The sequence below is a fragment of the Nocardia alni genome, assembly GCF_019038435.1.
Lineage (GTDB): Bacteria > Actinomycetota > Actinomycetes > Mycobacteriales > Mycobacteriaceae > Nocardia > Nocardia alni.
Genome location: NZ_JAGPOX010000015.1, coordinates 16383 through 43184 on the forward strand (window position 1 = coordinate 16383; position 26802 = coordinate 43184).

General features: G+C 66.1%; 30 protein-coding genes and 1 pseudogene. 7 read left to right on the forward strand and 24 right to left on the reverse strand.

All coding sequences use genetic code 11. From position 1 onward, the window contains the following. Positions 1-158: 158 nt before the first annotated feature. Genes JZ791_RS08485 through JZ791_RS08510 form a run of 6 tightly spaced genes read right to left on the reverse strand, consistent with a single transcriptional unit; the run spans position 159 to position 7941 of the window. A complete protein-coding gene (locus tag JZ791_RS08485) occupies positions 159-1346 on the reverse strand; it encodes an acyl-CoA dehydrogenase family protein (protein WP_216893649.1) in 1188 nt (395 codons plus the stop codon). Then, positions 1343-3052, reverse strand: coding sequence for a dipeptide ABC transporter ATP-binding protein (locus tag JZ791_RS08490; protein WP_216893650.1), 1710 nt, complete (start codon positions 3050-3052; stop codon positions 1343-1345). The genes JZ791_RS08485 and JZ791_RS08490 overlap by 4 nt, the downstream gene beginning before the upstream one ends. Next, positions 3052-3906: an ABC transporter permease gene (locus JZ791_RS08495; protein ID WP_216893651.1), complete on the reverse strand. Its 855-nt coding sequence runs from the start codon at positions 3904-3906 to the stop codon at positions 3052-3054. The genes JZ791_RS08490 and JZ791_RS08495 overlap by 1 nt, the downstream gene beginning before the upstream one ends. Next, positions 3903-4904, reverse strand: a complete 1002-nt coding sequence (locus tag JZ791_RS08500) for an ABC transporter permease (protein ID WP_216893652.1) — start codon at positions 4902-4904, stop codon at positions 3903-3905. Before JZ791_RS08500 ends, JZ791_RS08495 begins: the two co-directional genes overlap by 4 nt. Then, positions 4901-6532 (reverse strand): ABC transporter substrate-binding protein, encoded by a 1632-nt coding sequence (locus JZ791_RS08505; RefSeq protein ID WP_216893653.1) that lies wholly within the window; start codon positions 6530-6532, stop codon positions 4901-4903. Before JZ791_RS08505 ends, JZ791_RS08500 begins: the two co-directional genes overlap by 4 nt. Beyond that, positions 6529-7941, reverse strand: a complete 1413-nt coding sequence (locus JZ791_RS08510; RefSeq protein ID WP_254205387.1) for an NtaA/DmoA family FMN-dependent monooxygenase — start codon at positions 7939-7941, stop codon at positions 6529-6531. The genes JZ791_RS08505 and JZ791_RS08510 overlap by 4 nt, the downstream gene beginning before the upstream one ends. A gap of 332 nt (positions 7942-8273) precedes the next feature. Here JZ791_RS08510 and JZ791_RS08515 point away from each other — a divergent pair, with 332 nt between their 5' ends. Further along, positions 8274-9065, forward strand: coding sequence for an inositol monophosphatase family protein (locus JZ791_RS08515; protein ID WP_216893654.1), 792 nt, complete (start codon positions 8274-8276; stop codon positions 9063-9065). Beyond that, complete coding sequence (locus tag JZ791_RS08520; protein ID WP_308162843.1) at positions 9062-9679, forward strand: NAD(P)-dependent oxidoreductase; 618 nt, start codon at positions 9062-9064, stop codon at positions 9677-9679. Before JZ791_RS08515 ends, JZ791_RS08520 begins: the two co-directional genes overlap by 4 nt. On the opposite strand, the gene JZ791_RS08525 is transcribed toward JZ791_RS08520, so the two are convergent. Next, positions 9657-10556: a LysR family transcriptional regulator gene (locus JZ791_RS08525; RefSeq protein ID WP_216893655.1), complete on the reverse strand. Its 900-nt coding sequence runs from the start codon at positions 10554-10556 to the stop codon at positions 9657-9659. The genes JZ791_RS08520 and JZ791_RS08525 overlap by 23 nt on opposite strands. Positions 10557-10684: 128 nt before the next feature. On the opposite strand from JZ791_RS08525, the pseudogene JZ791_RS44830 reads away from it, so the two are divergent. Further along, positions 10685-10753, forward strand: a pseudogene (locus JZ791_RS44830) (type II toxin-antitoxin system YoeB family toxin); the annotation flags it as partial. A 20-nt stretch (positions 10754-10773) separates the two neighbouring features. Here the strand turns inward: JZ791_RS44830 and JZ791_RS44835 are convergent. From JZ791_RS44835 to JZ791_RS08575, 10 genes are all read right to left on the reverse strand, one after another. Beyond that, a complete protein-coding gene (locus JZ791_RS44835; protein WP_254205388.1) occupies positions 10774-11061 on the reverse strand; it encodes a WDGH domain-containing protein in 288 nt (95 codons plus the stop codon). A gap of 102 nt (positions 11062-11163) precedes the next feature. Beyond that, positions 11164-11610: a contact-dependent growth inhibition system immunity protein gene (locus JZ791_RS08535; RefSeq protein WP_216893656.1), complete on the reverse strand. Its 447-nt coding sequence runs from the start codon at positions 11608-11610 to the stop codon at positions 11164-11166. A gap of 28 nt (positions 11611-11638) precedes the next feature. Continuing rightward, positions 11639-13018 carry a polymorphic toxin type 28 domain-containing protein gene (locus tag JZ791_RS44840; protein ID WP_308162844.1) on the reverse strand — a complete coding sequence of 460 codons (1380 nt, stop codon included), beginning with the start codon at positions 13016-13018 and terminating at the stop codon, positions 11639-11641. 4 nt (positions 13019-13022) lie between these two features. After that, positions 13023-13319 (reverse strand): WXG100 family type VII secretion target, encoded by a 297-nt coding sequence (locus JZ791_RS08545; protein WP_216893657.1) that lies wholly within the window; start codon positions 13317-13319, stop codon positions 13023-13025. Next, positions 13316-13633: a WXG100 family type VII secretion target gene (locus JZ791_RS08550; protein ID WP_254205389.1), complete on the reverse strand. Its 318-nt coding sequence runs from the start codon at positions 13631-13633 to the stop codon at positions 13316-13318. Before JZ791_RS08550 ends, JZ791_RS08545 begins: the two co-directional genes overlap by 4 nt. A gap of 18 nt (positions 13634-13651) precedes the next feature. Beyond that, the gene (locus JZ791_RS08555) at positions 13652-14047 is read right to left on the reverse strand and encodes a hypothetical protein (protein ID WP_254205390.1); all 396 of its coding nucleotides are present in this window, start codon (positions 14045-14047) and stop codon (positions 13652-13654) included. Next, positions 14044-15222: an aminotransferase-like domain-containing protein gene (locus JZ791_RS08560; RefSeq protein WP_308162845.1), complete on the reverse strand. Its 1179-nt coding sequence runs from the start codon at positions 15220-15222 to the stop codon at positions 14044-14046. The genes JZ791_RS08555 and JZ791_RS08560 overlap by 4 nt, the downstream gene beginning before the upstream one ends. Beyond that, positions 15219-15656: a cupin domain-containing protein gene (locus JZ791_RS08565; protein WP_216893659.1), complete on the reverse strand. Its 438-nt coding sequence runs from the start codon at positions 15654-15656 to the stop codon at positions 15219-15221. The genes JZ791_RS08560 and JZ791_RS08565 overlap by 4 nt, the downstream gene beginning before the upstream one ends. Before the next feature lie 119 nt (positions 15657-15775). Further along, complete coding sequence (locus JZ791_RS08570; protein ID WP_216893660.1) at positions 15776-16981, reverse strand: alpha/beta hydrolase family protein; 1206 nt, start codon at positions 16979-16981, stop codon at positions 15776-15778. A gap of 166 nt (positions 16982-17147) precedes the next feature. Continuing rightward, positions 17148-17738, reverse strand: a complete 591-nt coding sequence (locus tag JZ791_RS08575; protein WP_216893661.1) for a TetR/AcrR family transcriptional regulator — start codon at positions 17736-17738, stop codon at positions 17148-17150. Positions 17739-17794: 56 nt separating this feature from the next. Here JZ791_RS08575 and JZ791_RS08580 point away from each other — a divergent pair, with 56 nt between their 5' ends. Beyond that, the gene (locus JZ791_RS08580) at positions 17795-18556 is read left to right on the forward strand and encodes an SDR family oxidoreductase (protein ID WP_216893662.1); all 762 of its coding nucleotides are present in this window, start codon (positions 17795-17797) and stop codon (positions 18554-18556) included. Between the two features lie 8 nt (positions 18557-18564). On the opposite strand, the gene JZ791_RS08585 is transcribed toward JZ791_RS08580, so the two are convergent. Further along, positions 18565-18951, reverse strand: a complete 387-nt coding sequence (locus tag JZ791_RS08585) for a MerR family transcriptional regulator (protein ID WP_216893663.1) — start codon at positions 18949-18951, stop codon at positions 18565-18567. A 234-nt stretch (positions 18952-19185) separates the two neighbouring features. Between JZ791_RS08585 and JZ791_RS08590 the strand changes: the two genes are divergently transcribed. Next, the gene (locus JZ791_RS08590) at positions 19186-19824 is read left to right on the forward strand and encodes an amidohydrolase family protein (protein WP_216893664.1); all 639 of its coding nucleotides are present in this window, start codon (positions 19186-19188) and stop codon (positions 19822-19824) included. Positions 19825-20414: 590 nt separating this feature from the next. Continuing rightward, a complete protein-coding gene (locus tag JZ791_RS08595; protein ID WP_216893665.1) occupies positions 20415-20771 on the forward strand; it encodes a histone-like nucleoid-structuring protein Lsr2 in 357 nt (118 codons plus the stop codon). 738 nt (positions 20772-21509) lie between these two features. On the opposite strand, the gene JZ791_RS08600 is transcribed toward JZ791_RS08595, so the two are convergent. Next, entirely contained in the window at positions 21510-21713 is a 204-nt protein-coding gene (locus JZ791_RS08600; protein WP_216893666.1) for a cold-shock protein, read from the reverse strand. A gap of 227 nt (positions 21714-21940) precedes the next feature. Between JZ791_RS08600 and JZ791_RS08605 the strand changes: the two genes are divergently transcribed. Next, positions 21941-22114, forward strand: coding sequence for a hypothetical protein (locus JZ791_RS08605; RefSeq protein ID WP_216893667.1), 174 nt, complete (start codon positions 21941-21943; stop codon positions 22112-22114). Positions 22115-22338: 224 nt separating this feature from the next. On the opposite strand, the gene JZ791_RS08610 is transcribed toward JZ791_RS08605, so the two are convergent. From JZ791_RS08610 to JZ791_RS08630, 5 genes are all read right to left on the reverse strand, one after another. Beyond that, a complete protein-coding gene (locus tag JZ791_RS08610; RefSeq protein WP_216893668.1) occupies positions 22339-22488 on the reverse strand; it encodes a hypothetical protein in 150 nt (49 codons plus the stop codon). A gap of 242 nt (positions 22489-22730) precedes the next feature. Then, positions 22731-23936: a thiolase family protein gene (locus tag JZ791_RS08615; RefSeq protein ID WP_216893669.1), complete on the reverse strand. Its 1206-nt coding sequence runs from the start codon at positions 23934-23936 to the stop codon at positions 22731-22733. Between the two features lie 2 nt (positions 23937-23938). Then, positions 23939-24370 (reverse strand): Zn-ribbon domain-containing OB-fold protein, encoded by a 432-nt coding sequence (locus JZ791_RS08620; protein ID WP_216893670.1) that lies wholly within the window; start codon positions 24368-24370, stop codon positions 23939-23941. 20 nt (positions 24371-24390) lie between these two features. After that, entirely contained in the window at positions 24391-25644 is a 1254-nt protein-coding gene (locus JZ791_RS08625) for an acyl-CoA dehydrogenase family protein (RefSeq protein WP_216893671.1), read from the reverse strand. After that, on the reverse strand, positions 25641-26774 hold the full coding sequence (locus JZ791_RS08630) for an acyl-CoA dehydrogenase family protein (RefSeq protein ID WP_216893672.1): 1134 nt from the start codon (positions 26772-26774) through the stop codon (positions 25641-25643). Before JZ791_RS08630 ends, JZ791_RS08625 begins: the two co-directional genes overlap by 4 nt. Positions 26775-26802: the final 28 nt, after the last annotated feature.

Sequence of the window (26802 nt, forward strand, 5' to 3'; positions counted from 1 at the left end):
CGTAGTGCCGGATCCCGCTGGCATACACGGCCGTTGGGAGTTGTCAGTGATCCGTCGCCTGAGCAAGGTCGAGATCTGGTGGAACATGAGACAATCGGGAAATCCGCGCCGGCCAGTTCCCGGCGCCGAGCCGATGGTGTAGACGAGGTGGTCGAGATCTATTCGGTCCTGCTGAATGGTGACCGGGGGAGTTTTTGGTTGACAGCGTGGTCGCCGATGATGCGGGCCTTGTAGATCGACGGGTTGTGCGAGGAGATGGTCCGGGCGTTGCGCCAGTGCCGGTCCAGGGCGAGGTCGGCGTCCACGGCCGATGCGCTGGCGGCGTCGAACAGCAGCCATGTGGCCTCGCCGACGAGCCGGGAGTTGATCACCTGCACGGTGGCCGATTCGATGACGATATCGGTGAGGTTCGTGGCGCCCGCCGCGTAGCGATCGATGGTGGCGGCCAGGGCTGCGACGTTGGCGCGGGCGGTGTAGCCCCGCGCGATCACTTCCCCGACGGTGGCGAGCACCTGCGGATCGTTCTGTGGTTGCGGCGACGGGGCCAGTGGATAGGTTCTGGTGCGGTGGCGCACGATCTCGGCGAGATCCTCACCGGCACGGCGGGCGATGCCTGCCTGGGTGGCCGAATGGACGAACTGGTAGAAGGCGTTGAGGTAGGCGTCCACGTCGGCGTCGGTGCGGGCGAAGACGTGCCCTGGACTTACCGGCACGTTGTCGAAAACTGTTGTACCGCTGGCAGTGTGGCGCTGGCCGAAACCGTTCCAGTCGTCGGTGACGGTGACGCCGGGGTCATCGGCGCGCACGACGGCTTCGGCGTAGCCCTGCTCGACCGGGACCAGGACGTTGATCCAGTCGGCATAGAGGCTGCCGGTGGTGTAGTACTTCGTGCCCGAAACTCGCAGAGCCTGACCGGATGTGGTCAGCCTGGTGTCGCCGTCGACCAGGGAGGTCGCGCCGGGCGTGGGCTGCGCCGGCGCCTTGACCGAGGCCGCGGGGCCGAACAGTTCGCCACGACCCGCGGCGCTCAGCAACTCCTCGCGGCCCTCGCCGGGTGCTTGCAGACGCAGGAATTCCACGAATCCGAGGTGCCCGCGCACGATTTGGGTGAGGTTGGAGTCGGCAGCGGCCACCTCGACGAGCAGTTCGGCCAGATCGGTGACGCTGCCGTCGGCGCCACCGAATTCGATGGGCACGCGCAGCGCTCCGATCCCGGCCTCGATGAGGCTACGCACCAGGGGTTCGGGTGAGATGTTCCGGCGCTCACGGTCAGTGGCCTCCGCACGGGCCTCAGCGGCCACGGCGATGACATGTTCGCGGATCGTCCTGACACTGCGTTCGCTCATACGCCGATGCTCTCCTGATTGTCGATGCGGGTGTTGTGCAGCCGGGCGTATTCGAGCCGGGGCAGCGAGGCGAGCAGCCGTTGGGTGTAGGGCTCGCGGGGGTCGGTGAAGATCCGATCGGCGCCGCCCTGTTCGACCGCCCGTCCGGCCTGCATGACCAGGACCCGGTCGCTCATGTGGTGGATGACGCCCAGATCGTGGGAGATGAACAGATAGCTCAGGCCGAGCTGGTCCTGCAGATCGGTGAGCAGGTCGAGGATCTGGGCCTGAACCGAGACGTCGAGCGCGGAGACTGCCTCGTCCAGGACGATGATCTCCGGGCCGGTGGCCAGGGCGCGGGCGATGGCGACGCGCTGACGCTGCCCGCCCGACAGGGTGGCCGGCCGGGCGTCGATCTGTTTCTCGCCCAGGCCGACGACATCCAGGAGGGTCAGTGCGCGGGGCCGCGGTCGGCGCGCATGCGCGGGATCGCCGAGCCGGATGGCATCGGTGAGGATGCGGGCGACGGTCCAGCGGGGGTCGAAGGAGCTGAGCGGGTCTTGGTAGACAACCGATATCGCGCGCCGGATGCGCCGTTGCTCGGCGTTGTCGCCCTGCGGCCGGGGCGTGCCGCGATAACGGATCTCGCCGCTGTCGGGGGTGACCAGCGACAGCGCGATCCGCGCCAAAGTGCTTTTGCCGGAGCCGGATTCGCCGACGACGCCCAGGGTTTCGCCGCGCGCCAGCTCGAAGGAGACGTCGTCGACGACGGTGCGGGTGACGCGGTCGGGCCCGCGATAAGACTTCACCACATGGCGGGCCTCCAGCAGGATCTCGCCGGGATCGGTTGTGCGGCTGGGACTGTCGGGGAACAGCGTGGCCGCGGTGTGCACGGCCGGGCCACGAGTCAGGCGCATGCCTTTCGTATGCTCGCTCGGTACGGCATCGATCAGTTGCCGGGTGTACGGGTGGCGAGGATCGGCCAGGACGTCGGCCGCGGGGCCGGACTCCACGATCCGCCCGCCCTGCATCACCAGGATGTCGTCGGCGAGTTGGGCGACGACGGCGAGGTCGTGGCTGATGAGCACCACCCCCGTCCCCGCGTCGAGCAACTCCTTCAACACGCCCAGGACCTGCGCCTGAACGGTGACGTCGAGTGCGGTGGTCGGCTCGTCGGCGACGACGATATCGGGACCGAGGGCGATCGCGGAGGCGATGAGCGCGCGCTGGCGCAGGCCACCGGAGAGTTCGCCGGGGCGCTGCCGGGCCCGGAGCGCCGGCTCGGGCACGCCGACCCGCCCGAGCAGTTCCCACACCTTGTTCCGGCGGGCGGTGCGCCCGAGGCGCTCGTGCAGGCTGATGCTTTCGCCGATCTCGGCGCCGACCGGTCGCAGCGGGTCGAGGGAGACCAGGGCGTCCTGCAGAATGAATCCGATACGGGTACCGCGGATTCGCTGCCATCGTCGCTCGGTCGCGCCGAGCAGATCTTCGCCGTGCAGGGTGAGCGCGTCGGCCTCGACGATCGCGTTGTCTCCGGCGAGCCCGAGCACTGTGCGTGCGGTGACGCTCTTGCCGGAGCCGGACTCGCCGACCAGGGCCAGGCAGCGCCCGGGCCGCAGCCGGAAGGACAGGTCGTGGACCACCGGCACGGTATCTCCGTGCCGGGAACGGAAACCCACGCGCAGGCGCTCGACGTGCAATCCGCGGTCGGTGTCGGGGGTGGACATCAGGCGGTGATCCCTTCTGCGCGGTCCTGGAGATAGCGGCCGATCTGTGTGACACCCAGGGCGACCAGCACGATCGCGATACCGGGGAACACCTCCAGCCACCAGGCGGACAGGATCTCGGTCCTGCCCTCGTTGAGCAGCACGCCCCATTCGGATGCGGGCGCGGCGACGCCGAGTCCGAGAAACGACAGCCCGGATGCCCAGACCACGCACTGGCCGATGCCGAGGGTGAACAGGGCCAGCAGCGGACGCAGTGTGTTGGGGGCGATGTGCTGGATGAAGATGGTGCGCCGGGTATGGCCCAGGGCGCGCGCGGCTTCGACATATCCCGAATCGCGCACCCCGAGCGCCTGTGCCCGGATCAGCCGCGCGTAGCCGGGGGCGGTGCCGACGCCGACGGCGATGACGAGGCTTTGCGCGGACGGCCCGAGCAGCGTCACCAGCAGCAGTGACAGCAGCAGGGTGGGGAACGCGAGCATGATCTCCAGGACGCGATTGACCGGTTCGGCCAGTACGCGCGGCCCGATCCCGGCGGCGAAGCCGAGGACCGCGGCGATGACCAGTCCGACCGCGATCGCGCCGACTCCGATGGACAGCGATTCGCCTGCGCCCCAGATGATTCGGCTGTACAGGTCGCGGCCGGCATCGTCGGTGCCGAGCAGATGGGTCAGCGAGGGCGGTTGGAGTACGTGGTCGAGGTCGGTGTGCAGCGGGGGATCGGTGGACAGGAGTCCCGGGCGCACCGCGGCGACGACGAAGAACAGCGTGACCAGCCCGGATGCCGCGATGATCGTCGGCGGGCGGGTGCGTCGCGTCCGGCGCGCGGGTGACGGCAGGGTCGCGGGTGCGCTCATCGACGGGCCTCCAGTCGCGGGTCGACGATCACATAGACGACGTCGATCACCAGATTGATCAGGATGTAGGCGAAACTGATCAAGATCACGATCCCGGATACGACGGGAAAGTCCTTGGAGGTCACGGCGCTGACCAGGACGTTGCCCAGTCCGGGCCTGGCATAGACGGCCTCGACGAGCACGGCGCCGGACAGCAGGCTGCCCATCGCCCAGCCGGTGAGGGTGATGCCGGGAATCAGGGAGTGCCGCAGGACATGTCGGGCCCGCACTCCGGCGTCGCTCATTCCGCGTGAACGCGCGGTGAGGGCGAACGGCTGCCCGATGGCGCGGTCGAATTCCGCGCGGGTGGCCTGCCCGAGAAATCCGGCGAGCGGGATGGCCAGGGTGATCACCGGCAGCACGGTGCCCGCGAGGTTCGTGCCGCCGATCACCGGGAACCATCGCAGATGGATGGCCAGCACGATGAGCAGCAGTACGCCTACCCAGTACTGGGGCAGGGCCGCGGTGACGGTTTCGACGATCGACCCGACGGTGGCGGCGCGGCCGCGGCGGCCGGCGGTGAGCAGGGTCCACGGCACCGTGAGCACCCATGCGAGTACGAGTGCGGCCACGGCGAGGATGAGGGTGGGCGCGATCTGCTCACCGATGACGTCGGCGACCGGGCGCTGCAGTTGCAGTGACTGACCGAAGTCGCCGTGCAGCAGACCGGACAAGTAGTTCCAGTACTGGACGAGAATGGGCCGGTCGAACCCGTATTCGGCGTTGATCGGCGCCAGTTCGGCAGGGGTGCGCTGGATGGTCTGGCCGGATCGGATGTTCAGCAGGATGGTCGCGCGGTCGCCGGGGAGCACCGAAAGTACCAGGAAGGTGACGGTGATGGTGCCCCACAGCACGAAGATCGCCGAGGCGATGCGTGTCAGGGCGGCGCGCACGATGGCGCCGGCTCGACGCGGTGGCGCCGTTTCGACCGGTGCGGCCGATGCGATGGTGACGGTCATGACGGCTCCACGAGATAGGCGTCGCTGAATACGGGCAGCCCGTTGCCGCTGTCCTGCCAGACGCCTCTGAGGTTGTGCCCGACGGTGAGGTTGTAGGTGTAGTCGTACAGACCCACGGCGACGGCCTGGTTCTGGAACCAGTTCTGCAGGGCGTCGTATTTGCGGGCGCGCTCGGCCGGATCGGGATCGCGTTGGGCATCGAGTATTTGCGCTTCGATCCGCGGGTCGTCGAAGAACGCGGTGTTGTTTCCGTTGGGCGCGTTCGGCTTACCGGCCTTGTAGGTGATGTAGAGAATGCTCGGGGACGGCCACACCCAGTAGCCGAAGCTGATCTCCTCCTGGTCCGGCTGGGAGTAGGCGCCGCCGAACTGCTGTGTCTGCGTCAGCGGGATGAGTTGCAGTTCGATCCCGACCTGCCGCACCTCGTCCTGGATGATCTGCACGACGGTGGATCCGTCGGGCGTGATGATCGACCCGAGGCCGTAGGGCAGTCTGGCTCGTAGGACCTGACCGTTCTTCATGCGGTAGCCGTCCTTGTCGCGCTGGGTCCACCCGGCGTCGTCGAGGAGTTTGTTCGCCGCGGCGGGGTCGTAGGGCAGGCTGCTGTCGACGTTGAGGTAGTCGGGGGTGGATTCGCTCAGTGAGCCGTTGCTCTCGAACGGCACCGACCCTTTGAAGACCGCCGCGGCGATTCTGGTGCGGTCGATGGCGTGGACGAATGCCTGGCGGATGCGGGGATCGGTGAACGGCCCCTGAGCGGTGTTGAAGGTGAGGCTCTGCGGACGGCCCGTGGCGACGAAGTTCAGGACGTGGTAATCGCGGTTGGCGGTCCGCCACTGTGTCGGGGGGATGTCGTAGACGGCGTCGGCCTGGCCGGTGAGCAGCGAGCCCCAGCGGGTAGTGGCGTCGGGCACGAACTTCCAGACAAGCCGCTTCTCGTAGGCCGGTCCCTGATGCAGGGCGTTGGCCGGGGCCGAGTTGTAGGCGTCGTTGCGGACGAAGTCGATCTCCTGCCCGTGTTTCCACTGCTGCACGATCCACGGGCCGGTGCCCACGGGAGCCGTGCAGTTCTGTGCGGCGGTATGTTCGGTCAGCGCCTTGGGGGATTGAATACCGAAGTGGCCGTTGGCGAGTTCGTTGAATATCTCCGGGTTGGGTTCGCTCAGTCGCAGTGTGACGGTGTAGTCATCGACGGCTTGGGCGCCGGTCAGGAAGGCGTAACTCACCCAGCCGAGATTTTTCAGCCAGTAGTGGACGTTGGCGACCACGGAGTTGGCGTCGAACGGGGTTCCGTCGGTGAAACGAACGTCGTGCCGCAGCGAAAAGGTGACCGCTTCACGGTCGGGCGAGACCTGCCAGGACGTGGCCAGCCACGGCTTGATGGCTCCGTGGTCGTAGCTGACCAGCGAGTCGAAGACCTGGCGTGCCAGATATGCCTGCTGCACCCATCCACCCCACAGGCACGGGGGTTCCTGATAGTGGGCGTAGGTGATGGTGCCGTTGTCGACCCGGTGGGTCGGTCCGGAAACCGTTGCGGGGCTGCCGCATCCGGCGATCACCATGGCGGTGAGCAGCAGTGTCGCGGCGAGCGCGCCCGCGCGTCGCCCGTGTCGTACCGGGGATCTCACAACTGGGACGCCGCGTGCGCGCCGAGCGCGACCGTATGCGCTCGGTGGGTGCTGTGGATCGCGTCGCCGTCGCGGAAGAGCTTGTCGCGCAACGTTCCCGGATGATATTCGCGCTGGGCCAGACCGCGTTGCTGTAACACCGGGACGACATGGTCGACCCATTCGTCCCACCAGCCCAGGGTGGTGATCGGGACCACGTTGAATCCGTCGACGCCCGCATCGGCCCAGCGCTGGACCTCGTCGGCGATTTGTTCGGGCGTCCCGGCGAACCGGCCGGGCCGCAGTGCGTGCTGCAGGAGGTAGTCGCCCCAGGTGACCGGTGTGCCGTTGCCGTGGTCGGCGTCGGCGGCCGCGCGCAGTATGGAGCGCACGTGCTCGCCGACCGAGGCGCGTTCGCGCAGTTCGGCGAGTGTGGTGGTGGGGTCGATGCTGAAGAAATCGATTCCGCTGCCACCGCTGTAGAACGCCTGCAGGGCCGTGAAATCGGTATTGTCGAACAGGTATTGCTGTTTGCGCTTGGCCTCGGCCTCGGTCGATCCGATGACGGCCGCCAATTGCACGATCTTCTTCAGTGACTTCGGATCGCGGCCCTCGGCGCGGGCGAGATCGTCGAGGATCGCGATATCGCGTCGCGCGGTCTCCGGGGTATCGGACGGCAGGAATGTGACTTCCGCGTTGCGTATCGCGAATTCGCGCCCGGCACGGGAATTTCCTGCCTGGAACAGTACCGGGGTGCGTTGTGGTGACGGTTCCACGATATGCGGGCCGGCGACTCGGTATCGCTTTCCTACGTGATCGATTCGGTGAATTTTTTGCGGGTCGAAGAATCGGTTCGTTGCCGGATCGTGCAGGACGGCGCCGTTCTCCCAGGATTTCTCCCAGAGTTTATAGGCGACGTCGACGTACTCCTGCGCCCACTCGTACCGCTCGTCGTGGCCGACGATGTCGTCGTGCCCGAAGTTCTGGAATCCGTTGCGCAGGTAGGAGGTTACGATGTTCCAGGCGACCCGGCCGTTGGTGAAGTGGTCGAGCGAGGAGAGTTGGCGGGCGAAGGCGAACGGGTGCGCCTGGATGATATTGCTCGTAACCGCGATGCCGAGGTGTTCGGTGACCAAACCGAGCGCCGAGACGATGGTGATCGGGTCGGGTTCGGGGAATTGCGATCCGGCACGAATGGATGCGGTGCCGTCGCCGTATTCGAGATCGTAGACGCCGGAGACATCGGCGATGAACAGAGTGTCGAAACGTCCGCGCTCCAGCGTCTTCACCACGTCGACGTACGGTTCGAGTTTCGAGTACCCGTACTGTACCTGTCCCTCGGGTGTGCGCCAGTAACCATGGCTGTGGTGGTTCGGAGTCAAATGCAGAAAGGCGTTGTACAGCAATTCGCGCGGCACTCGTACACTCAATTCGCTAGGCTAACTAAACAACTCCGGAACGGTAGCACCGGGCGGAAGCGCCTCGGAATACTTTTAATCAGAAGGTTCGAAAATGCCCTTCCGGGCGGATATCACGCGCTTCTCGCGGGGTTGATCTGCGTGTTTCCTTTCATGCTTACCTGTCTCTGCGGCAGGTTCGGGGCGAGGAGCTCGCAGGGAGCGGGCCGAGCCTCGTGCCAGCCTGATAACTGCACCAAGGTAAATCATAAGTTAGCAAACATGCACTTGATGCATGCGCTGACTGCGGCTTGACTGGAGATGTCGCGGAATTCGCGGCAGGGGAATCGAGCGAGGAGACGGCGATGGGTTCGTACGGTGAGATGTTGCCCGCGGTGGTGGACGCCACCCGGCGGGCGGGGAAAAGCCTACTGCGGCAGTATGATCCGGATTCTCGTCCGGCCGATCGGGCCGCGATGTTCCAGATCGGGACGGCGATCGAGGACTCGGCGTTGTCAGTGCTGAAGGAAGTGCTCGACGATGCGCACCCGGGCATCGGGTGGTTCGATGAGGATCGGGACGGTGTCGACGTGCCGTCGGGGGAATGGTGGATCGTCGACGGTGTCGAGGGCGCGGTGAATTTCGTGCATGGCCTGCCGGAGTGGGGGCTGATCATCACGCTGGTCAGTGACGGTGTGCCGAAGTTGGCCGTGGTGAGCCGGCCGGTTGACGACGTGATCTACACGGCAGTCGAAGGCGAGGGTGCGTACCGCGACGGTCGAGCCCTGAGCGTCTCGCGGAAAACGGGGCTGGACGCGGCGATCGCGACGGCATCCCAGGCCGGCAACAGCCCTCGGGTGCACGAGCGATTCGGGCGTGCCTTCGCTGTCATGTCCGATCGGGCGATGTTGGTGCGCAACACGGTTCCGACGATGTTCCCGATGCTGGATGTGGCCGCGGGGCATTACGACCTGTTCTGGCAGTACGACCCGGACCTCCCCGGCACTGTGGCGGGGACGCTGCTGGCGACCGAAGCCGGCGCCGTGGTCAGTACTGTGTCGGGTGCGCCGTGGCGTATCGACAGCACGGATGTGCTGGTCGCGGCCCCTGGGGTGCACGCGGCCGCGCTCGAGGCGCTGGCGGAGGTCGGGCAGTGACCACGGTGACCATCCTCGGAGCCTCCGGTGGGGTCGGACTCGAACTCACCCGCCAGGCGATCGCCCGCGACTATGACGTGGTGGCCCTGTGCCGTCATCCCGAGCGCATCGAGGTTGCGGATCCCCGGCTCACCCGTGTCGCGGTGGACGTCCTGGATCGTGATGCGATCTCGTCCGCTCTCGACGGTCGGGGAATTGTCTTGTCGGCTTTGGGAACAGCCGAGGGGGAAAAGCCCGGGGTGTTGAGTGCCGGAGCGGGGGCGATCACCGCCGCGGCGCCGGAGCGGATCGTCTCGATCGGTGCGCTCGGCACGGGTGGGTCCGCGGCGGTTGCCGGGTTCGTGACCCGGAACCTGCTGGGCCTGCTGATGCGGGCCGAATTGCCGGACAAGGTCGGCGCGGATTCGGCCATCCTCGCCGCGGGCGGGACGGTGATGCACGCCGGGCCGCTCACCAAAGGACCGGTCAGTCCCACCCGGCGCACGGTGCCGCTGGATCAGACTCCGTGGCGGCTGTTTCCGGCCGCGGTCAGCCGGGCGACCGTCGCCGCGGCCATGCTCGACGCCGTCCAGGACGGCCCCCGCGGGCAGATCATGGTTCCGCTGCCTCGTTGACCGCCAGGGCGTCGCGGCAGTGCGTGCGCAGCCAGATGTGCGCTGGATCGGTGTCGTATCGGCTGTGCCAGGACAGCACGACCGGTACGGCGGGCAGGTCGAGGCCGAGTGGCTGTGTGCGCAAACCGAGTTCGTCGCACGCGGGCGCACAGGCGTCGCGTGCGACGACGGTGACGACATCGCCCTGCGCGGCCGCACGCAGGGCGATCGCGCTGGACGGCAGCGCCGCGACCACCCGGCGCCGCAGCCCGCGCTCGGCCAGGGCGGCATCCACACCGTCCCGCAGCCGACCGCGGCGCGAGACGATCACATGATCGGCGGCGGCGAACCGTTCGGGCGTGAATTCCCGAGCCAGCGAGTGGCTTTCCCGGAACACCGCGACCAACTCGTCGTGCCCGACAACCTCGTGACTGATCTGCGGTGAGGACGGCGCCGCCGACCCGACATCCAGATCGACCCGCCCCCGGGACAGGTCCGGAGTATCGACGGCGGACTCGGACAGGAAACGCAGGCTCAACCCCGGCGCGTCGACCACCGCGGTAGCCGACAACGCCACGTACAGCCTGCCGACCAGCGCATCATGACACTGAATCGTGAACGTGCGCCGCAACGTCCCCAGATCCAGAGTGTTCGCCGGCGACAACACATCCCCCACCCGCCGCACCAACTCCCGCACCTCGTCCCGGATCGCCAACGCCCGCGGCGTCGGCACCATGGTGCGCCCGGTCCGCACCAGAATGTCATCCCCGGTCGACCTCCGAATCCTGCTCAACGTCCGGCTCATCGCCGGCGCCGACAGATGCAACCGCTCAGCAGCGGCCTGCACACTGTTCTCCTCCAACAGAGCATCCAACGCAGTAAGCAGATTCAGATCCACATGCACCACGGTAATCCGAGCAGCCCGCCAATTGCGCCCCGAGTCCTACGAGCGCCACCTCCACGGTCCGGCGGGCTCGCCGGCCGCTCACGTCCGCTCAGGACGATCCCCAGCTCCGGACGGGCCCGTTCTCGGGGATCGGTAAGCCGGCGCAGTTGCGGCACCAGCTATCTGGCCACTGGTCGCGCCGGATTACCCAGGAACACCGCCGACGACGTCAGGACCGCCCGCTTCTGATATCCGCCAGTTGTTTGGTCGCCTCATCGAGGCGCCGATACTTTTCTTCGGTGCTGTACCCGTCGTAGTGATTGTCGCCAGGGGGGACATGATCGAAGAGATGGAGATCCCGGGGCCTGACATGCCAGCCTGCGGGACCGGTGGGCAGCCACACGGTGACGACCGTAGGTGCGTCGGGCTCATCCGGATCGGATACCAGCACGCTGGGGTAGATGGCGGCGAGGTGAGCCACCAGATGCGCCCGCTCCCGGTAGATGTGGTCGCACATGATCGGCCTCCGCCGCTATGAACGATTGACAATGACACAGTTCCAGCGTGACATCGCAAGGTGTACATCTCGAACAGCCTCGCGTTTCGCTTTGAGATTTAATTACAGATTGAGATCCGATTTAATTATCCCCGCACGCTTCAGTCTGCTGATGCTCACCCAAATATCGTCCTCGGGCGGAAAGTGAAATTCGAGGTCGTCCAATTCTAATGTATTCTCGACGACTGTGCATAATTGGGCGACCGCTTCGGGGTTCTCGAACCAATAATCCTCGGGAATATTCAATACTGCCACAAGTAGGTCGCCTGGGTAGAAGTCACCCTCTGCCAGAGGGTTTTCCTCGACGATATCGAGCGCTCGAGGTGCGAGAACAGCAAGGCCTTCGCGCTGCCCCAGCATAATTCGCAAATCTTCAACACTGAGCCGACTGATCGGCTTGCGGCGCAAGGAGTGCACCGACTTTATCAGGCGCGTGGCATCGGGCGGTGGATCAGGCCAAGCTTTGCCCTCCACCTGCTCGAGACTCTGGTTCATGATGGCGTCGTCCATATCTCCTCGTGAGGTCTCTTTTGCTACTCTATCGCGGTACGAATTGCTCACTGTGGTCGAGTAATCGGCTGGCCTCGGATAGCTCGTCTTCGACAAGCGGACGTTCCTGATCGGATAGACCTGGCCAACTGAGGCGCTTGTTCAGTTGAGCGATCCGTTTTATCAGACCGGTTTGTGCGTTCTTCACCTCGTCGACGTGGTCCCATGGTGTGCCATCCGGCTTCCGGGCGACGACTTCGCCCTTCAGTTCGCGACGTGCGGCATCGAGGTCCCTGTCTGTCAGGTGCTCCTTGATCCGGTCCGTCGGAGTTGGTTGCCCCGCCTTGTCCGCCTCTCCGGTGTCCGCCGTGCTGCTACCACCACTGTCAGCGCTGGTGGTGGCTACGATGAGGGCTTGGATGGCGAGGAGTTGGGCGTCGGCTTTGGTGAATTGGCTGATGGCGCTGAAGGTTTCGCTGCCCTCGGCGAGGAGGGAGGGGAAGGTGCTGGTGGCGATGTCGCTGCTGATGGCGGTGGCGGCTGTGGTGACTTCGGCGTCGGTGGCTGCGCCCGCCAGGCCGGCTTCTTCGCCGGTGGCTGCGGCGCCGAGGCCGTCGGTGGCGAGGACGGTGACGCACCACAGGGCGGCGAAGGCGACGACGGTTGCGCCGATGGCGATCAGGGCTTGGTTGCGGTCGTGGCTGAGGGTGGTGCGCAGGGATTGGAGTTGGTCGCGGTGGGCGCTGACGGCGGTGGCGAGGGAGTTCGAGGCTCGGGCGAGGTGGTCGGCGGCTGTGGACAGGGTGGTGAGGTGGTCCTGGATCGCGGTCAGGTGGGGGTCGATGGTGGCGGTGTCGGTGAAGGTGTCGCGGAGTTGTTTGATGTGGCCTGCGGCGTTGGTGATGGCGTCGTGGTGGGCGCAGGCGGTCCAGGCGTCGTGTGTGGCGGTGAGTTTGCCGAGGTCGCCGTTGGGGACGGGGTGGGTGATCTTGGCGAACAGGCCGTGCAGGGGGCCTTCGTCGAGGCCGGGGCGAGTGTCGCCGGATTTCGCCGAGGGTGGGGGTGTGAGACCGGATTTGATCAGTGGTTCGGTGGCGGGGCTGGGTTTGTCGGGTGCGGGGCCCTTGGTCGGGTTGGTGTCGGCGTTGTAGTTGGCGATGTCCCAGTTGTATCCGGCCGCGTTCAGGACGTCACCGAAGTGTTGCAGCGCGTTGGTGTAGGTGGTGAACGATTGGTGGAAGTCCTCGACCTGGGTGTCGTAGGGGGTGGTCCAGGTCTGCACGCCGCTGTAGTTCCCGGCCATGCCGGGGTTGTCGTGTAAGGCGTTGTGCAGGGCCAGGAATGGGAGGACTGTCTGGTCGGCGAGCAGGCTGAGCGATTTCGCGGCGGCGTAATAGGTGTGTGGGTCGAGTTTGATGGTGGGGGCCACGGCGTCAGCCGTTCAGCATGGTGCCGTTGATGTCTACCGCGTGGGTGTAGTGGCCGTGCGCGTCACGGGCGGCGTGGGTGGCGTCGGTGACTCCTCGGGTGAATTCTCGTGCGCCGGTGATCCATTGGGTGTGGGCCTGGGTGTAGGCCTGTGCGGCGGCGCCTTCCCAGCTGCCCTCGCGCAGGGTGTGGATGCGGCGGTCGATCTCGTCGAAGGTGTCGGTGAGGAATCCGGTCAGGTTTCTCAGGTGGGCCACGACCTGGTCGAGGTGTTCGAGATCGACGCCGTATTCGTCGGTCACAGGTTCAGGCTCGAGATGTGCGTCGCTGTTCGGTTGTCGCGGTCGCGGTAGTTGGTCGCGGTGATGCCGAGTTTCTGGGCCATGTCGGTCAGGGCGTCGATGATCTGGTTACCGCCGTCCGCGCATTCGTGCCAGCCCTGGCCGAATGTGGTTGCGGCGCTGCCGGTCCAAGACCCAGAGGTCAAGGCTTCGACCTCACGGCCCGTGGCTGCCAGCGCCGAGCGCAGGTTTTCCGCGGCACTGTAGATATATCGGCCGATTGCGGCGACGTCCTCGGGCACCACTGCAAGGTTCGGACCCCCACTCCCGCTCATACGCAGGCACTTTACCAGTTATGGTGGCGGTGCGGTCGGGGGATGGATGGCTGGGTTGAATCTTGTGCCGGTGAGGTGGGAGGTGAGGGGGCCTCGGGTGGGGGTTCCGGTTGGTTCGTAGAACATTGCGGTTGCGGAGCCGGTGAATTCGTTGTCGCGCATGGTTAATTCGAAGCGGACGATTCCTTTGTGTATCGCGTCCGGATTCTTTCGGTCGACGGTGAATTCCAGGAACGCTCCCGATACTTGTGGTCCGTCGGCGTGCCAGGCGCCCATGCCGTTGCTATCGCTGGTGGTGCGGTTTCCGTGGTCCGGATTCGACTGGAGCATGGTGCCGTCCGCATGGAATGTCATGACGTGGTATTCGAATGGTGCGCCTTCGGCGTGGACTTCCCAGACTCCTACGATGCTCATGACGCCTTGCACAGGGCAGCCAACAGTTCTATGCCACTGTCGATCTCGGAGTTCGGCACGTTCGCGAAGCTCAGGCGGATTCCGTTGCGCGGCGCGTCGGCGTCGGCATAGAACGTCGCGCCGGGCAGGAACGCCACTCCGGCGTCCAATGCCGGAACGATGAGTGCGTCGGCGTCGAAATCGCCAGGGCCCTCGATCCATACGAACATTCCGCCCTCGGGTTCGCTCCAGGAGAAGCCGGGAGGCAGATACTTTCCGAGCGCGGTGGTGAGCGTCGCCAGCTTCAGCGCATAGCTTTCCACGGTCCGTGTCACGTGCGCCGCGCCTGTCGCACTGCCGAGGAAGGTGGCGGCGATCGCCTGGTTGAAGGTCGAGGTCTGCATATCGATGCCTTGCTTCAGGGCAAGGACGTGGTCCAAGAGATCGAGCGGCATCGCCGCGATACCGATTCGCAGTGCCGGCGCAAGGGTTTTCGACAACGACGTGATGTACACGGTGTTGTGCGGCGCGCTCGCCCAGAAGGCCGGCACTGGCTCGCCCCGGTACCGCAGCTCGACGTACACGTCGTCCTCCACCACCATGACGCCGTGCCGGATGATCACTTCGCTCACCTGCCGGCGGCGCTCGGTCGGCATGGTGCGGCCGGTCGGGTTCTGGAAGGTCGGCAGGAGATAGACGAAGGCGGTATTGTGTTGTGCCAGTGCGGCATCCAGTGCCTCGGGTCGGATGCCGTACGCGTCGGACTCGACTCCGACGACGATCGCGCCGTGACTGCGGAACACCTTCATCGCGGGACCGTAGGTCGGGGTTTCCACGAGCACCACGGCGCCCGGGTCGAGCAGCGCCATGCACACGTTGTGCAAGGCGCCCGATCCGCCCGTCGCAATGTGCAGCTGGTCCGGCGAGCACGTTACCCCGCGTCCCGCGAGCAGCGTCTGCGCTTTGTCGAGTAGTGGCGGAAATCCCCGGGTCGACCCGTACTGCAACATCGAATTCCCGTACTCCGCAAACGCATCGGCCGTCAGCGAGGCGACGAGTTCGCCGGGCAGCAGTGCCGGATCCGGCGCACCGACGGCGAACGAGATCACGTCGGGACGGCGGGACAACGCCGCGAACATATCGTCTATCGGTCCACTGCTCACCGCGGCGCCGCCCCGGCTTATTTTGGTGATCACAGGCCGGCGCTCACCGGTGTGAGCTGCTGGCGCAGCCGTGCCACAACGTCCACCACTGGGGCGTCGTATTCCGGGGTCAGCACGACGTCGTCGTTGAACATGGGGTCGGTGCGCATTTCCACCGCGACCAGATCGTCGGTTTTACTGAGATTTACCGCAACATGCACCACCCCCGCAGGGATATAGATGAATTCACCCGGCCCGTGGAGATACGGCGTCAATTCCGGCCCGATGAGCGTCGCCGCCCTTCCGCGCATACACACGACGACGATCTCACTGTCGGCGTGGTAGTGGGCCTGTGACACCTTCCCTCCGGCCATGTTCACCATCCCGGCTGAAATGCCTTGGCTCCCACAGGTTTCCCTGGTGATGCAGGGTATCAGATGCTGCCCTTGGCGTCCGATCTTCTCTGTGACATCGGCTGCTGCGATCACTCGCACAGCCTGTGAAATTCCATCCATGGGACACCTTGTGTTGCTCGGTCGATATGGATGAAAAGTAAGCCATTCTCACTGTTGAGAAAACATTTGTACTTTTCCAGGTTACCGATCCGCTACCGTCCGAATCGCGTATTCGCCCAGGCCAGTGCGTCGTTCGCGCTCGCGGCGAGCAGGCCGCGGTGGTCGACGCCCGGATAGTTGCGGTACTCGACCGGCTGTCCGGTCAGCCGTTGCCGCGCGACCATGGCGTCGGTGGCCGTGGGTGCGACGGTGGTGTCGGCGCGGCCCTGTAGTACCAGTAGGGGAGTGGAGAAGGCCAGGTTGCTGGGCTCGTTGGCATCGAGGATCCGGGTGAGCGCCGAAACGTCGGCGCCCGGGCGCAACACCTGGGACAGCGGGAGATCGCCCCACGAATTCGATTCGCGCAGTTGGTCGATGCAGCGGTTGTCCGCTTGTGGCAGCATCGCCGATGCTGCCGGAGTCAGGTACCGGGCCGGGTCGGTCGGGGCGATCGTCTGAGCGCCCCGGATGAACAACGGCATGAACGACACGGCGCCTTGTCCGATACTGCCCGTCGACGCGGCGAGACCGGCATTCGCCGCGAGTGCCGAGGCGCGGATACCCAGGCCGATGTGTGAAGCCGGAGCCATTGCCACCGCGCCGAGCAGGTGCAATTGCGGTGCCCACTGCTGGGAGTGCGCGTCGGCGAACACCGCCGCCTGGCCACCCTGCGAATGACCCATTGCCACCCAGCGGGAGCCGATCGCTGGGTCGACGGCGCGGGCGGCCAGCGCCATATCCGCGACGGCTCGCTGTTCGGCGTCGCCGATCAGGTAGCCGTGCCGGGCGATACCGCCGGAACCTTGGCTGGTGCCCAGACCTTGGTAGTCGGTCGCGGCGACCGCGTAGCCCGCGGCGACGAACCGCGTCAGCATGGCCCGTTGCAGCGAGATGTAGTCGTGGTCGAGGAAAGAGGGGCCGGTGTCTCGCGATGGGGCGCAGATATCGGCGACGCCGGCGGTTCCGTGGGCGTAGGAGATCAGCGGCCACCCGCCGACGGGGGCGGTGCCCTGGGGGATCGCCAGTGTCCCCGACACCGCGACCGGTTGTCCCCGCAGGTCCACCGACCGGTACAGCATCAGGTAGTTGTGGGCGCCGGGGATGCCCGGATCGCCGTTGATGGGTCGCGTCCAGATCGCCGAGCCGTGGGTACCGGCAACGAGATCTGCTGGCGGATAGTAGAAACCGAGCCCGCCCGGGGCAGCCGGCGTGGCGTCGGCGGTCGTAGCGGGAATACCCACGGCGATGGTGATCGCCATCGCCGCTCCCGCGATCGCAGCTCGTGTACGCCGCCGGTCCGCCTGTGCCGCCATTGCCGAGCCTCCGCAGTCGTGGTTGAACGGGGTGGTCCGCTCGCGGCGGTATCCGGAACGCTACAAGATCATCGGCAGGGTTGCGGCGGTCCTGTCCGGGTGTCGCCTATTTTCACCAGCCCTGTTGTGTCGCAGCGGTGACACGGACGGGGTCGGCGTCGGCGAGCAGTTCCAGCAGTAGACCGCGAATCAGAGCCAGCGAGCGAGTGGCGCGGGCCTGAGCCACGTCGATGGGTACGCCGGGCAGGTGGCGGAGCAGCAAATCCTTCCAGTCGTTGATGGATTCGGTGGCGAAGCCCGCCCAGGGGCCTGGATCGTGGCCGACCGATCGCAGGAACGCCTCGTAGTTCAGCCGTGTCATCGCTCGCTGCTCCGGCGCCGACAACCACTCCCATATCCTTTGCGCCGCAGCGCCATAGGTGTCCTCCCCGACGGGATCGACCGTTTCCAGCACGGCCGTCATCTGGGTGATGTCCCGGTGCCGGGCGTGGGCCAGCACCTCGCGGATCAACTGATCCTTGCTGCCGAACAGATACAGGAGCACTCGCGGGCTGCTGCCGACCGCTGCGGCCAGCGTCCGCAGCGATACCCCGGCCAGACCGTGATCGAGAGCGTAGCCGTAGCACGCCGCCAGCAATTCGATCCGGCGGGCCGAGGGGACGGGCTGGACATGAGCCGGGGGCGCGCCTTGGTCGTTCCGCACATCCCGACGATACGATACGCTCACTGAAACAACTGTTTCAGTGAAGGTTGGCCGAAGTGACCAGCACGTCTCCATTCACACTTACCGGCCGTACGGCGCTGATCACCGGATCGGCGCGCGGGTTGGGCCTGGAGATGGCCCACAGCATGGCGGTGGCAGGCGCCCGGGTGATCGTCAATGGTCGATCCCAGGACGCACTCGCCGCATCGGTCGCGAAACTGCGCGCCGACGGCCTGGATGCCATATCGGCCGCCTTCGACGTGACCGATCCGGAGGCAACCCGGCGGGCCCTGGACGACCTCGGCCCCATCGACGTGCTTGTCAACAACGTCGGGCACCGCGACCGCCGCGGCCTGGGCGATCTTCCGCCGGAAGGCCTGACGCGGCTGTTCCACACCAACGTCACCTCGGCCTACCAGCTCAGCCGTCTGATCGCCCAGGATTTGATCACCCGAGAGACGCCGGGCCGGATCATCAACATCTCCTCGGTCATCGGCCAGCTCGGCCGCGCGGGCGACATCGCCTACAGCGTCGTGAAGGCGGCCCTCGACGGACTGACCCGAAGTCTCGCAGCCGAATTGGGCACCCACCACATCACTGTCAACTCGGTGGCGCCCGGTCCGTTCGCGACCGAAGCCAACGCCGGGATGCTGCACGATTCCGCCTTCACCCAATTCCTGGCGGACCGAACGGCATTCGGCCGCTGGGGCCGGCCGGGCGAGATTGCCGGGATCGTCACCTTTCTCGCCGGTGAATCCGCCAGCTTCATCACCGGACAGACGTTCAATGTGGACGCGGGGATGACCATCCTGTTCTGAGTCGACGCTTACGGCGACTGCTGTGTGATCGGAGGCGCCGCCGCCTCGATATGTTCGGCGAAAGCTATTGTCCGGCGGAGGGCTTCCTGTGCCTGCGTCAGCTCGGTTACCCGTTGGTCGATTCGGGTCAGCTGGGTACGCAGTGTTTCGAGGATTCCGGGGCAGGGGCGCAGCGATCCGTCGGATAGCGCGCAAGGCATGACCTGGCGAATCAGTCGAATCGAGAGCCCGGCGGCCAGCAGCGTTCGGATTCGGGTGACGATGCTTTCGGCGGTGTCGTCGTAGTCGCGGTACCCGTTCGCTCTGCGATATGCGGTCAGCAATCCCGCGCTTTCGTAGTAGCGCAGTTGCCGCTCGGTGGTGCCGGTGCGTTCGGCCAGTTCACCGATCAGCATGGGGCCGTGCTCCTGTTCGTGTTGACCTTGTCGCTGTGACAACGTTCAACACTGCTTCCGTCGCTGTATTCCGCGGCCCGACAGGAGGCAATTCCTTGATCATCGACGCCCATAGTCATGTGCACGATCCGGTGCGGACGCATCTGAAACTGTTGGACGAGGCCGGGGTGGACCGTGCGGTTCTGTTCGCCACTCGACCGCATCCGGAGCGGGCAGATTTCGCTTCGCACCGAGATGGGCGCGCTTACTGCCGCGCTCGGGGGTGGCGGGAAGGACGAGAGCGTCTATCGCTCGGCGTGGCAGGAATTGGACGCCGCGCTGGCGGCATACCCGGATCGTTTCATCGGTTTCGGGACCGTGCGCCTGGATCTGCCCGCAAAGGAGGTCGAAGCTTATGTCGAGCGTGAAGTAGTAGGCCGGGGATTGCGGGGTATCGGAGAATTGACGCCGCCGCCGGGCCGAGCCGCGCTGATCGAGCCGGTCCTGCGAGCTTCGGCGGAGCACGGGGGACTACCGGTGGTGGTACACGGATTCGCCCCGACCACGCAGGAGGATCTGCGGATATTGGCCAGTCTCGCCCGCCGCTATCGACGCGTACCACTGGTGATCAGCCAACTCGGCGGGCTCAACTGGCTATCGGCGATCGAATTGGTTCGGGAGAACCCCAATATGTACATCGAACTGTCCACGGCCCCCGTGGTGTTCGCAGTTCGGTTCGCGATCAAGGAGGTTCCCGAGCGCGCGGTGTTCGGCTCGGATGCTCCGTATGGGGATCCTGTCCTGGCGCGGGTCGCGGTGGAACGGGACACGCCCCCGGGTGAACTGCGTGATCGCGTCCTGGGCAATACTCTCGCGGAGCTCCTGGATCTCTGATGCGCGCGGTCGACGTCCTCTGCTGAGCGCCGAGCGGCAATTTCTCCTGTCATTCGGCGCGGGCCAGGATCGCTTGCGCGTTCTGGGCGATCCGCGGACGAGCGAGCGCCTCCGTGATGTCGGGCTCTGCCGGTCCGGGCCGACCGGGATCAGCAGGTTTCGCAACTCGTTCAGCGGTTTGCCGAGTGTTTTCGGGATGATTACCCGGTCGACCAATTCCGACATTGCGACGTCCGGACCGATGTCCGCGGAGGGGTATTACCCGACTTTCCGTGGAGATGTGCCGCCATGTCGCAGCGCGCATTATCGCGCATTAGGTGTCGTGATGACCCTGATTGTCCTGGATGGCGTTGGAGACCACCCGCCTGCCGGTTGACCGGCTGGGCAACCGGCAGGCGGGTGTGCCGCCGACACAACCGATGTGCCGGGGGCAACGCCTTGGCGGCGCTCGTATGGAAAACGACCATGATCACTGGTAGCGGGTTTGCGGATGGTCCACCCTCGGCTCCATAAGGCAATAGGATGACTTTACCCAGGGGGCACTCATGCGATGTTTGGCGCATCCGGCCGGGAAATGCTAGATTAGCGCAATGGCAAAAAAGACGTTGGTGGAAACCTTCGATGATGTGTCAGGCGATCGAATCGACACCCAAATTGTACCGGATCCTACGATCACATTCGCGATAGACGGCGTGGAATACGAGATCGACCTCGGCGCCAAGAATCGCGACAAGTTCTATGCGATATTCGAGCCGTATGTCCAGGCAGCCCGAAAGGTTGGCGGACGCGCTCGCCGCACCTCCGCGGCCGCGCCCAAGCCCTCGGGGCTGAGCAAAGTCGAGATTGTGAAGATTCGCGACTGGGCCCAAGAGGAAGGCCTCAAAGTCTCGGCCCGGGGCCGTCTGCCGAAGGAACTGGTCGACGCATACCAGAAACGGAACTCCTGATCCCGATCGCGGCCGCCGCTGCCTGGCCCCGACGGTGTCAGGCAGAGCGGGTCAGCCGGATCGGTACGCGGAAGCGGTGAGACCGTGGTCGACGCACAGTGACTTCGCGAACGTGCGGATAGTGAAGACCTGGGCCCGGCGGTTCGTCGCCGATCTCGACGCAGCGCCGCCGACCTTCGAGAAACTTGTCGGCGCCCCAGCGGATCTCAGATTCCCTTCGAACGGGCCGAACTCGCCGTGATCGGTGTTTTCGTGATCATCGCCGGCTCACCCGAACAGGCCGACCGATACCGCACGACGATAGGCCCGGTGATCGTCGATGAGATGGTCCAGTTGATCGTCGAGTTCGCCACATGCGCGACCACGATCAGTGGGGGTCCCTATGACGGCGAAACCGGACGATTCGTCTATATCCGTCACTTCGATGGAACGGACGTCGAAGTACGTGCAATGGTCACCCCGGGTACGAACCCGAGTACTCGGCCCGAACACCTGACAGGCGGCTGTCGTCCGCACCGCCCGAAACTACTGCGGGGTCTCCGGCCGAGTATCAGCAGGTGCCCGTGACAGGTCTACCCGTGGTGGTCTCGCTCGTGCGCCCGGGGGAGGGGTGGGGTCGTGGTCTCTCGTCGGGTCGACGGGGAACGCGCCGCAGAGCTGGCCATCCGCGGCCCTGCGTCCCCTGAAAAGCAAGAAACCCGCGCCGTTGCGCGGGTTTCTGTTCAGGTCAGCCAGCTACTAGATGGCGCGGACCTGCTGGGCCTGCGGGCCCTTCTTACCTTGGCCGATCTCGAATTCGACACGCTGTCCCTCGTCGAGGGACTTGAACCCGGACCCGGAAATCTCGGAGTAGTGGACGAAAACGTCGGGGCCGCCACCGTCTTGCGCGATGAACCCGAAGCCCTTTTCGCCGTTAAACCACTTCACACTGCCTTGCGTCATTACTTTTCTTGTTACTTTCCTGTAGTGAGCCGAGCGATCGATCTGTTCAACAACCCGTACTCGCCCTCAATCATGCCACATTCCGGCGCAGTCTCCCAAAAGCGTGCTGTAGCACACACCCGGTCCGCGTGGGAGCGGGGACCGAGCCGCCCCCCAGGTTGGCGAACTCGCCGGTCGGAACTGGGGCTCGATTGGCTGTGAGCCTGATCCAGGAGGAGGATACAGGTATGGATGATGAATATCCGCCGTCGCCGAGCCTGTTCAGCCATAGCGACGGCCCCCTCGACACCACCCCGGCGACCGCCGCGGTGAGCCGCCCGGTGTTCAGCAATGCCGTTCGGTCCGGCGTCCCGATGCCGGACGATGGAACCTCCACCGCCGCAGTTGGCGGCGATCACTGAGCCTGGTCGGCGCGACACCGCGCCCACCCGAATATTCCGAGCCGGGGGTGGCTCGTATCAGCCCGCCGTGAAGGTCGTGGCGTAGCAGTTCACGTAGGGACGTCCGGATCGCCGTACGATGTCTGCCATGAGTTCGTCGGTGGCGTGGCGGACACCGTGCAGGTCAGCGGGTGGGAAATAGCGCGGGCGCACAGCAATCCCGGCCACGGCGGTGATGGCCGGATTCAGGCCGGATCGGTGTAGACCTGCCGGACGGCCTCGATGATCCGGCGGTCGACGTCGGCGTCACGCGGGCGGCCGCGTCCCTGCGCCGGTGTTTCCGGGCGCACGGTGTGCACCGGCTCGCGGGCACCAGCAGTGCGTGCCGGCTTCACCGGTTCCCTGCCCCCATGCGCCCTCCACAGTGGTCCACGATCCGAATCGGGGGTACCGACAGCGGCGACAACCGCTCGACCACGCCTGTCTTCGCGGGACGTCGTCAAGGGCCGCTGCGGGGATGTTGTCCGGGCGTTGTCACCCGCGAGCGCGTCGGCCCGGCGAAACCGCCGGTCCCACCGTGAGCCATCGCTTCGGCGAGTGCGTCCGCGGGCCGCACTTGTGGCGAGATCTCGCGGCGTCAGACCCCAGCCTTCTCCAGAATGTGCACGCCGCAGGCGGATCCGAGCCCGATCACATGGGCGAGCCCGACCGTGGCGCCCTCGATCTGCCGCTGCCCCGCCTCACCGCGCAGGTGCGTGGCGACCTCCCAGATATTGGCGATGCCGGTGGCGCCGATCGGATGCCCCTTGGATTCGAGCCCACCGGAGACGTTGACCGGAGTCCGGCCGTCGCGCCAGGTGGCCCCGGACTTGAAGAAGTCGACGGCGTTGCCCGGCTCGCACAGCATCAGGTTGTCGTAGTGCACGAGTTCGGCGGTGGCGAAGCAGTCGTGCAGTTCGACCAGGTCGAGATCGTCCGGTGCGACGCCGGCCTGTTCGTAGGCGGTCTGTGCGGCGTTGCGAGTGAGGGTGTTGACGTTGGGCAGGATCTGGCACGCCTCCTCGTAGGGATCGGTGGTCAGGACCGAGGCCGAGATCTTGATCGCCCGCCGGCGCTGTTCGAGAGACAGCGTGCGCAGTCGCTCGCCGCTGACCACGACCGCGGCCGCCGCGCCGTCGGTGTTGGCCGAGCACATGGGCCGGGTGTTGGGGTAGGCGATCATCACATCGCCCATGATCTGCTCGAGCGTCAGCCGCTTCTGGTACGCGGCAAGCGGGTTCAGGGTCGAATGCGCGTGGTTCTTCTCGGAGATGCGCGCGAACAGTTCGAAATCGGTTCCGCCGTATTTGTGTTCGTACTCGAGACCGATCTGGGCGAAGACGCCGGGCATCGTGTCGGTGCCGATGCGGCCGTCCAGCGGCTCGATCGCACCGAAGCGTCCCGAACGGGTCCAGGTCTCGGCGCGCGGCGGCTTCGCGGATACCCCGAGAAGTCCGGCGCCGGAGAGTTTTTCGACGCCGACGGCGAGGCCGAAGTCGCATTCGCCCGCCTTGATGGCCATGATCGCGGTGCGCAGCGCGGTGGCGCCGGTGGCGCACGCGTTGGAGACGTTGTAGACCGGGATGCCGGTCTGGCCGATCTGCTTCTGCAACTGCTGCCCGAGCCCGGTCTGGGCGTACATGAGATTGCCCGAGGCCAGCACACCGATCCTGTCCATGGTGACCCCGGCGTCGGCGAGAGCGCCCTGGGCCGCCTCGCTGGCCAGGTCGACCAGGTCCTTGTCCTTGTGCTTGGCGAATTTGGTCATGTGGATGCCGAGGATCCACACGGAGTCGACGCTCATATCTATGCTCCGATCGGTTCGAATCCGAAGCCCACGCCGACCGAGCCGGTGGCGTCGGCGCCGATGGGGAAGGTGGTCAGGCGAACCTTCAGCCCGGGTTTGACGCGGTCGCTGGTGGGTTCGATGTTGACGAGGTTGGCGCGCACGCTGGTGCCGTCGCAGTCGACGACCGCGGGAACGTACGGCACCTCGACGCCGGGCGCCGCCACCATGACGATGGAGAAGGTCCGGACCGTGCCCTCGGTCGCGATGTCCACCGAATCGAATTCGGTCCCGAAGCATTTCGCGCAGGCGTTGCGCCGGTCGAAGAACCGGGCCCCGCACTGCCGGCAGCGATTGGCCACCAGGTGCGGCGCGGGTTCGAGCGCCAGGTAGTCGACCAGCGGGATCTCTGCCGGTGCGGAGCTCGTGCCGCCCTCTGTCGATGAAGTCATGGTTTCTCGGCTTTCTCGTGTCATCGGGTTCCCCTGCTGCGGGGCACCTCCCGGAACGGGAGGTTGGGGTCGGGCGCCGATTCCCGCGGCATGCCGAGCACCCGCTCGCTGATCACGTTGCGGGCCATCTCGGTGGTGCCGCCGCCGATCGTGGACACCTGCCGCATGAGGAACGACTCACCGGCCGCGGCGGCGGTGTGCTCGTCCTGGTCCCATACCGCGCCGCCGGATCCGGCGATCTCGAAAGCGATTGCCGCGGCGCGCACATGGGTGACGCCGCCGAACAGCCTGCCGATGGCCGCGGCCTGATGGGAGAGTTTCCCGGACCGCACGCCGGTGGTGATGCGCTCTTGCAGGGCGCGGCTCACCAGTTCGAGGGTGTGCGCCTCGCCGATCAGGTCACGGATGCGGGGATCGTCCAGAACGCCTGCGTCGGAGGCGATCCGGGCGGGCGAGGTCGTGATGCCCGCCCGCGCGGTCCCGACCGGATAGGTGACGTAGGGGGAGTTCAACAGCATGCGCTCGTGGAACATCCACCGGGTGCCGACGGTCCATCCGTCGTCGATCTTGCCGACCCGGTCGGTGTCGGGAACTCGCACATCGGTGATGAATTCCTGGCAGAAGTCCTTGGCGCCGTTGAGCATTTCGATCTGGTGCACCTCGACGCCCGGCTGATGGATGGGCAGGATGAACACCGTCAGCCCGCGATGTTTCGGCACATCCCAGTTGGTGCGCGCCAGGCACAGCGCCCAGTCCGACCACCACGCGCCCGTGGTCCAGATCTTGGCGCCGTTGAGCACCCAGTCCTCACCGTCGCGGACCGCGGTGGTCAGCGCGGCCGCCACGTCGGAGCCTCCGGATGGTTCGGACAGGAACTGCATCCAGAGTTCCTCGCCGCGCAGCATGGCCGGAATGTGCTGCTTCTTCTGCGCCTCGGTACCGAATTCCAGCAGTACCGCCGCGCAGGGGGACATGGTCGGGGCCTGGAACCGGCTGGGGTATTCGTATCCGGACAGCTCCTCGTTGAAGGCGTGCTGGTGCGCGGCGGTCAAGCCCTGGCCGCCGTAGTTGGCGGGAATCGCGATTCCGGCGAATCCGGCCTCGTAGAGCGCGCGCTGGAGCGCGCGGTCGGCGGCGACCGCGGCCAACTGCTCCTCGCGCGGGACATTGTGCAGCCCGGCGGCCGTCTCCGGCACGTACGGGCCCAGGTTGTCGCGGATCCACGTGCGAGCCCGCAGCCGGAAGTCCTCGATGTCCTCGATGTCGACGCTCATGCCAGTCCTTCCTGCTCCACGAGACGGTCGGCGATCAGCTGCCGGTGGTCGGCGGGCGTCCCGTACAGGCCGCGGTTGACCGCGGCCCGGCGCAGGAACAGATGCAGGTCGTGCTCGAAGGTCAGGCCGATGCCGCCGTGCAACTGCACGCAGTCCTGCAGCAGTTCCACGCCGTGCACGCCGATGAAGGCCTTGGCCGCGCCGACCAGTTCGGCCGCATCCGCGGCCCGCGTGTCCAGGGCCGTGGCCGCGGCGTCGGCGATGGCGTGCGCCGCCTCCAGCCACGACTTCAGGTCCGCGAAGCGATGTTTCAACGCCTGGTAGGACGCCAGGGGCCGGCCGAAGGAATATCGGTCCGCGGCCCACTCCATCGTCATCTCGAAGCCGGTCTGCATCGCGCCGACGGTTTCCGCGCACTGTCCGGCCAGCGCGAGCTGCGTCTGCCGCTCGATCTGCCGGTCGGCACCGCCGATCGTGCCGACCACGGCATCGGCGGGGATCCGGACGTTCTGGAAGGTGACGGTGGCGAACCGGCGGGTGAGGTCGAGCGAATTCAGCGGTGTGATGGATACGCCCGGGGCGTCCGCGGGCACGAGCACCTGGGTGAGAGCCTCGCCAATGCGCCCGGTGACCAGCAGGTAGCGAGCCGAACCGGCATATTCCACCGGGCGTTTCACGCCGTCGAGGACCAGGTCCGTGCCGTCCCGGCGGATGGTCAGATTCACCGCGCCGAACCCGTCGCGGGTCATCGGCTCGGTGTGGCACCACGTGCCGATCGCGTTGCCCGCCACCAGTTCTCCGACGACCGTCGGATGAGTTCCGGTGTCCCGCAACGCCGCCGCAACGACGTTCGCCGGAATCAACGGCCCCGGCGCGGCATGCCGCCCGAATTCGTAGGCGACGAGGGTGAATTCGGCGACCGGGCGACCGCTGATGGTGCCACCGCCGACCGCCTCGTCGACCAGCAGCGATACCCAGCCGAGTTCGGCGCCGCGCCGCCAGTACTCCGGATCGAATCCGGCCTCGGTGTGCCGCAACCGCCGTATTTCGTCGGCGGGAACCTGACCGCGCAGGAACTTTTCGGTCGTCGCCCGGAAGAACTCCTGATCGGCCGTCACATCCAACAGCACGGGTTGATTCCCTTCGCCGCCACCCGGG

Bases quoted from the DNA above. Each gene is read 5' to 3' on its own strand.
- JZ791_RS08485 (WP_216893649.1), bottom strand. From the start codon at position 1,346: ATGAGCGAACGCAGTGTCAGGACGATCCGCGAACATGTCATCGCCGTG.
- JZ791_RS08490 (WP_216893650.1), bottom strand. From the start codon at position 3,052: ATGTCCACCCCCGACACCGACCGCGGATTGCACGTCGAGCGCCTGCGC.
- JZ791_RS08495 (WP_216893651.1), bottom strand. From the start codon at position 3,906: ATGAGCGCACCCGCGACCCTGCCGTCACCCGCGCGCCGGACGCGACGC.
- JZ791_RS08500 (WP_216893652.1), bottom strand. From the start codon at position 4,904: ATGACCGTCACCATCGCATCGGCCGCACCGGTCGAAACGGCGCCACCG.
- JZ791_RS08515 (WP_216893654.1), top strand. From the start codon at position 8,274: ATGGGTTCGTACGGTGAGATGTTGCCCGCGGTGGTGGACGCCACCCGG.
- JZ791_RS44835 (WP_254205388.1), bottom strand. From the start codon at position 11,061: ATGTGCGACCACATCTACCGGGAGCGGGCGCATCTGGTGGCTCACCTC.
- JZ791_RS08535 (WP_216893656.1), bottom strand. From the start codon at position 11,610: ATGGACGACGCCATCATGAACCAGAGTCTCGAGCAGGTGGAGGGCAAA.
- JZ791_RS08550 (WP_254205389.1), bottom strand. From the start codon at position 13,633: ATGAGCGGGAGTGGGGGTCCGAACCTTGCAGTGGTGCCCGAGGACGTC.
- JZ791_RS08555 (WP_254205390.1), bottom strand. From the start codon at position 14,047: ATGAGCATCGTAGGAGTCTGGGAAGTCCACGCCGAAGGCGCACCATTC.
- JZ791_RS08570 (WP_216893660.1), bottom strand. From the start codon at position 16,981: ATGGCGATCACCATCGCCGTGGGTATTCCCGCTACGACCGCCGACGCC.
- JZ791_RS08585 (WP_216893663.1), bottom strand. From the start codon at position 18,951: ATGCTGATCGGTGAACTGGCCGAACGCACCGGCACCACCGAGCGGCAA.
- JZ791_RS08590 (WP_216893664.1), top strand. From the start codon at position 19,186: ATGGGCGCGCTTACTGCCGCGCTCGGGGGTGGCGGGAAGGACGAGAGC.
- JZ791_RS08595 (WP_216893665.1), top strand. From the start codon at position 20,415: ATGGCAAAAAAGACGTTGGTGGAAACCTTCGATGATGTGTCAGGCGAT.
- JZ791_RS08600 (WP_216893666.1), bottom strand. From the start codon at position 21,713: ATGACGCAAGGCAGTGTGAAGTGGTTTAACGGCGAAAAGGGCTTCGGG.
- JZ791_RS08605 (WP_216893667.1), top strand. From the start codon at position 21,941: ATGGATGATGAATATCCGCCGTCGCCGAGCCTGTTCAGCCATAGCGAC.
- JZ791_RS08615 (WP_216893669.1), bottom strand. From the start codon at position 23,936: ATGAGCGTCGACTCCGTGTGGATCCTCGGCATCCACATGACCAAATTC.
- JZ791_RS08620 (WP_216893670.1), bottom strand. From the start codon at position 24,370: ATGACTTCATCGACAGAGGGCGGCACGAGCTCCGCACCGGCAGAGATC.
- JZ791_RS08625 (WP_216893671.1), bottom strand. From the start codon at position 25,644: ATGAGCGTCGACATCGAGGACATCGAGGACTTCCGGCTGCGGGCTCGC.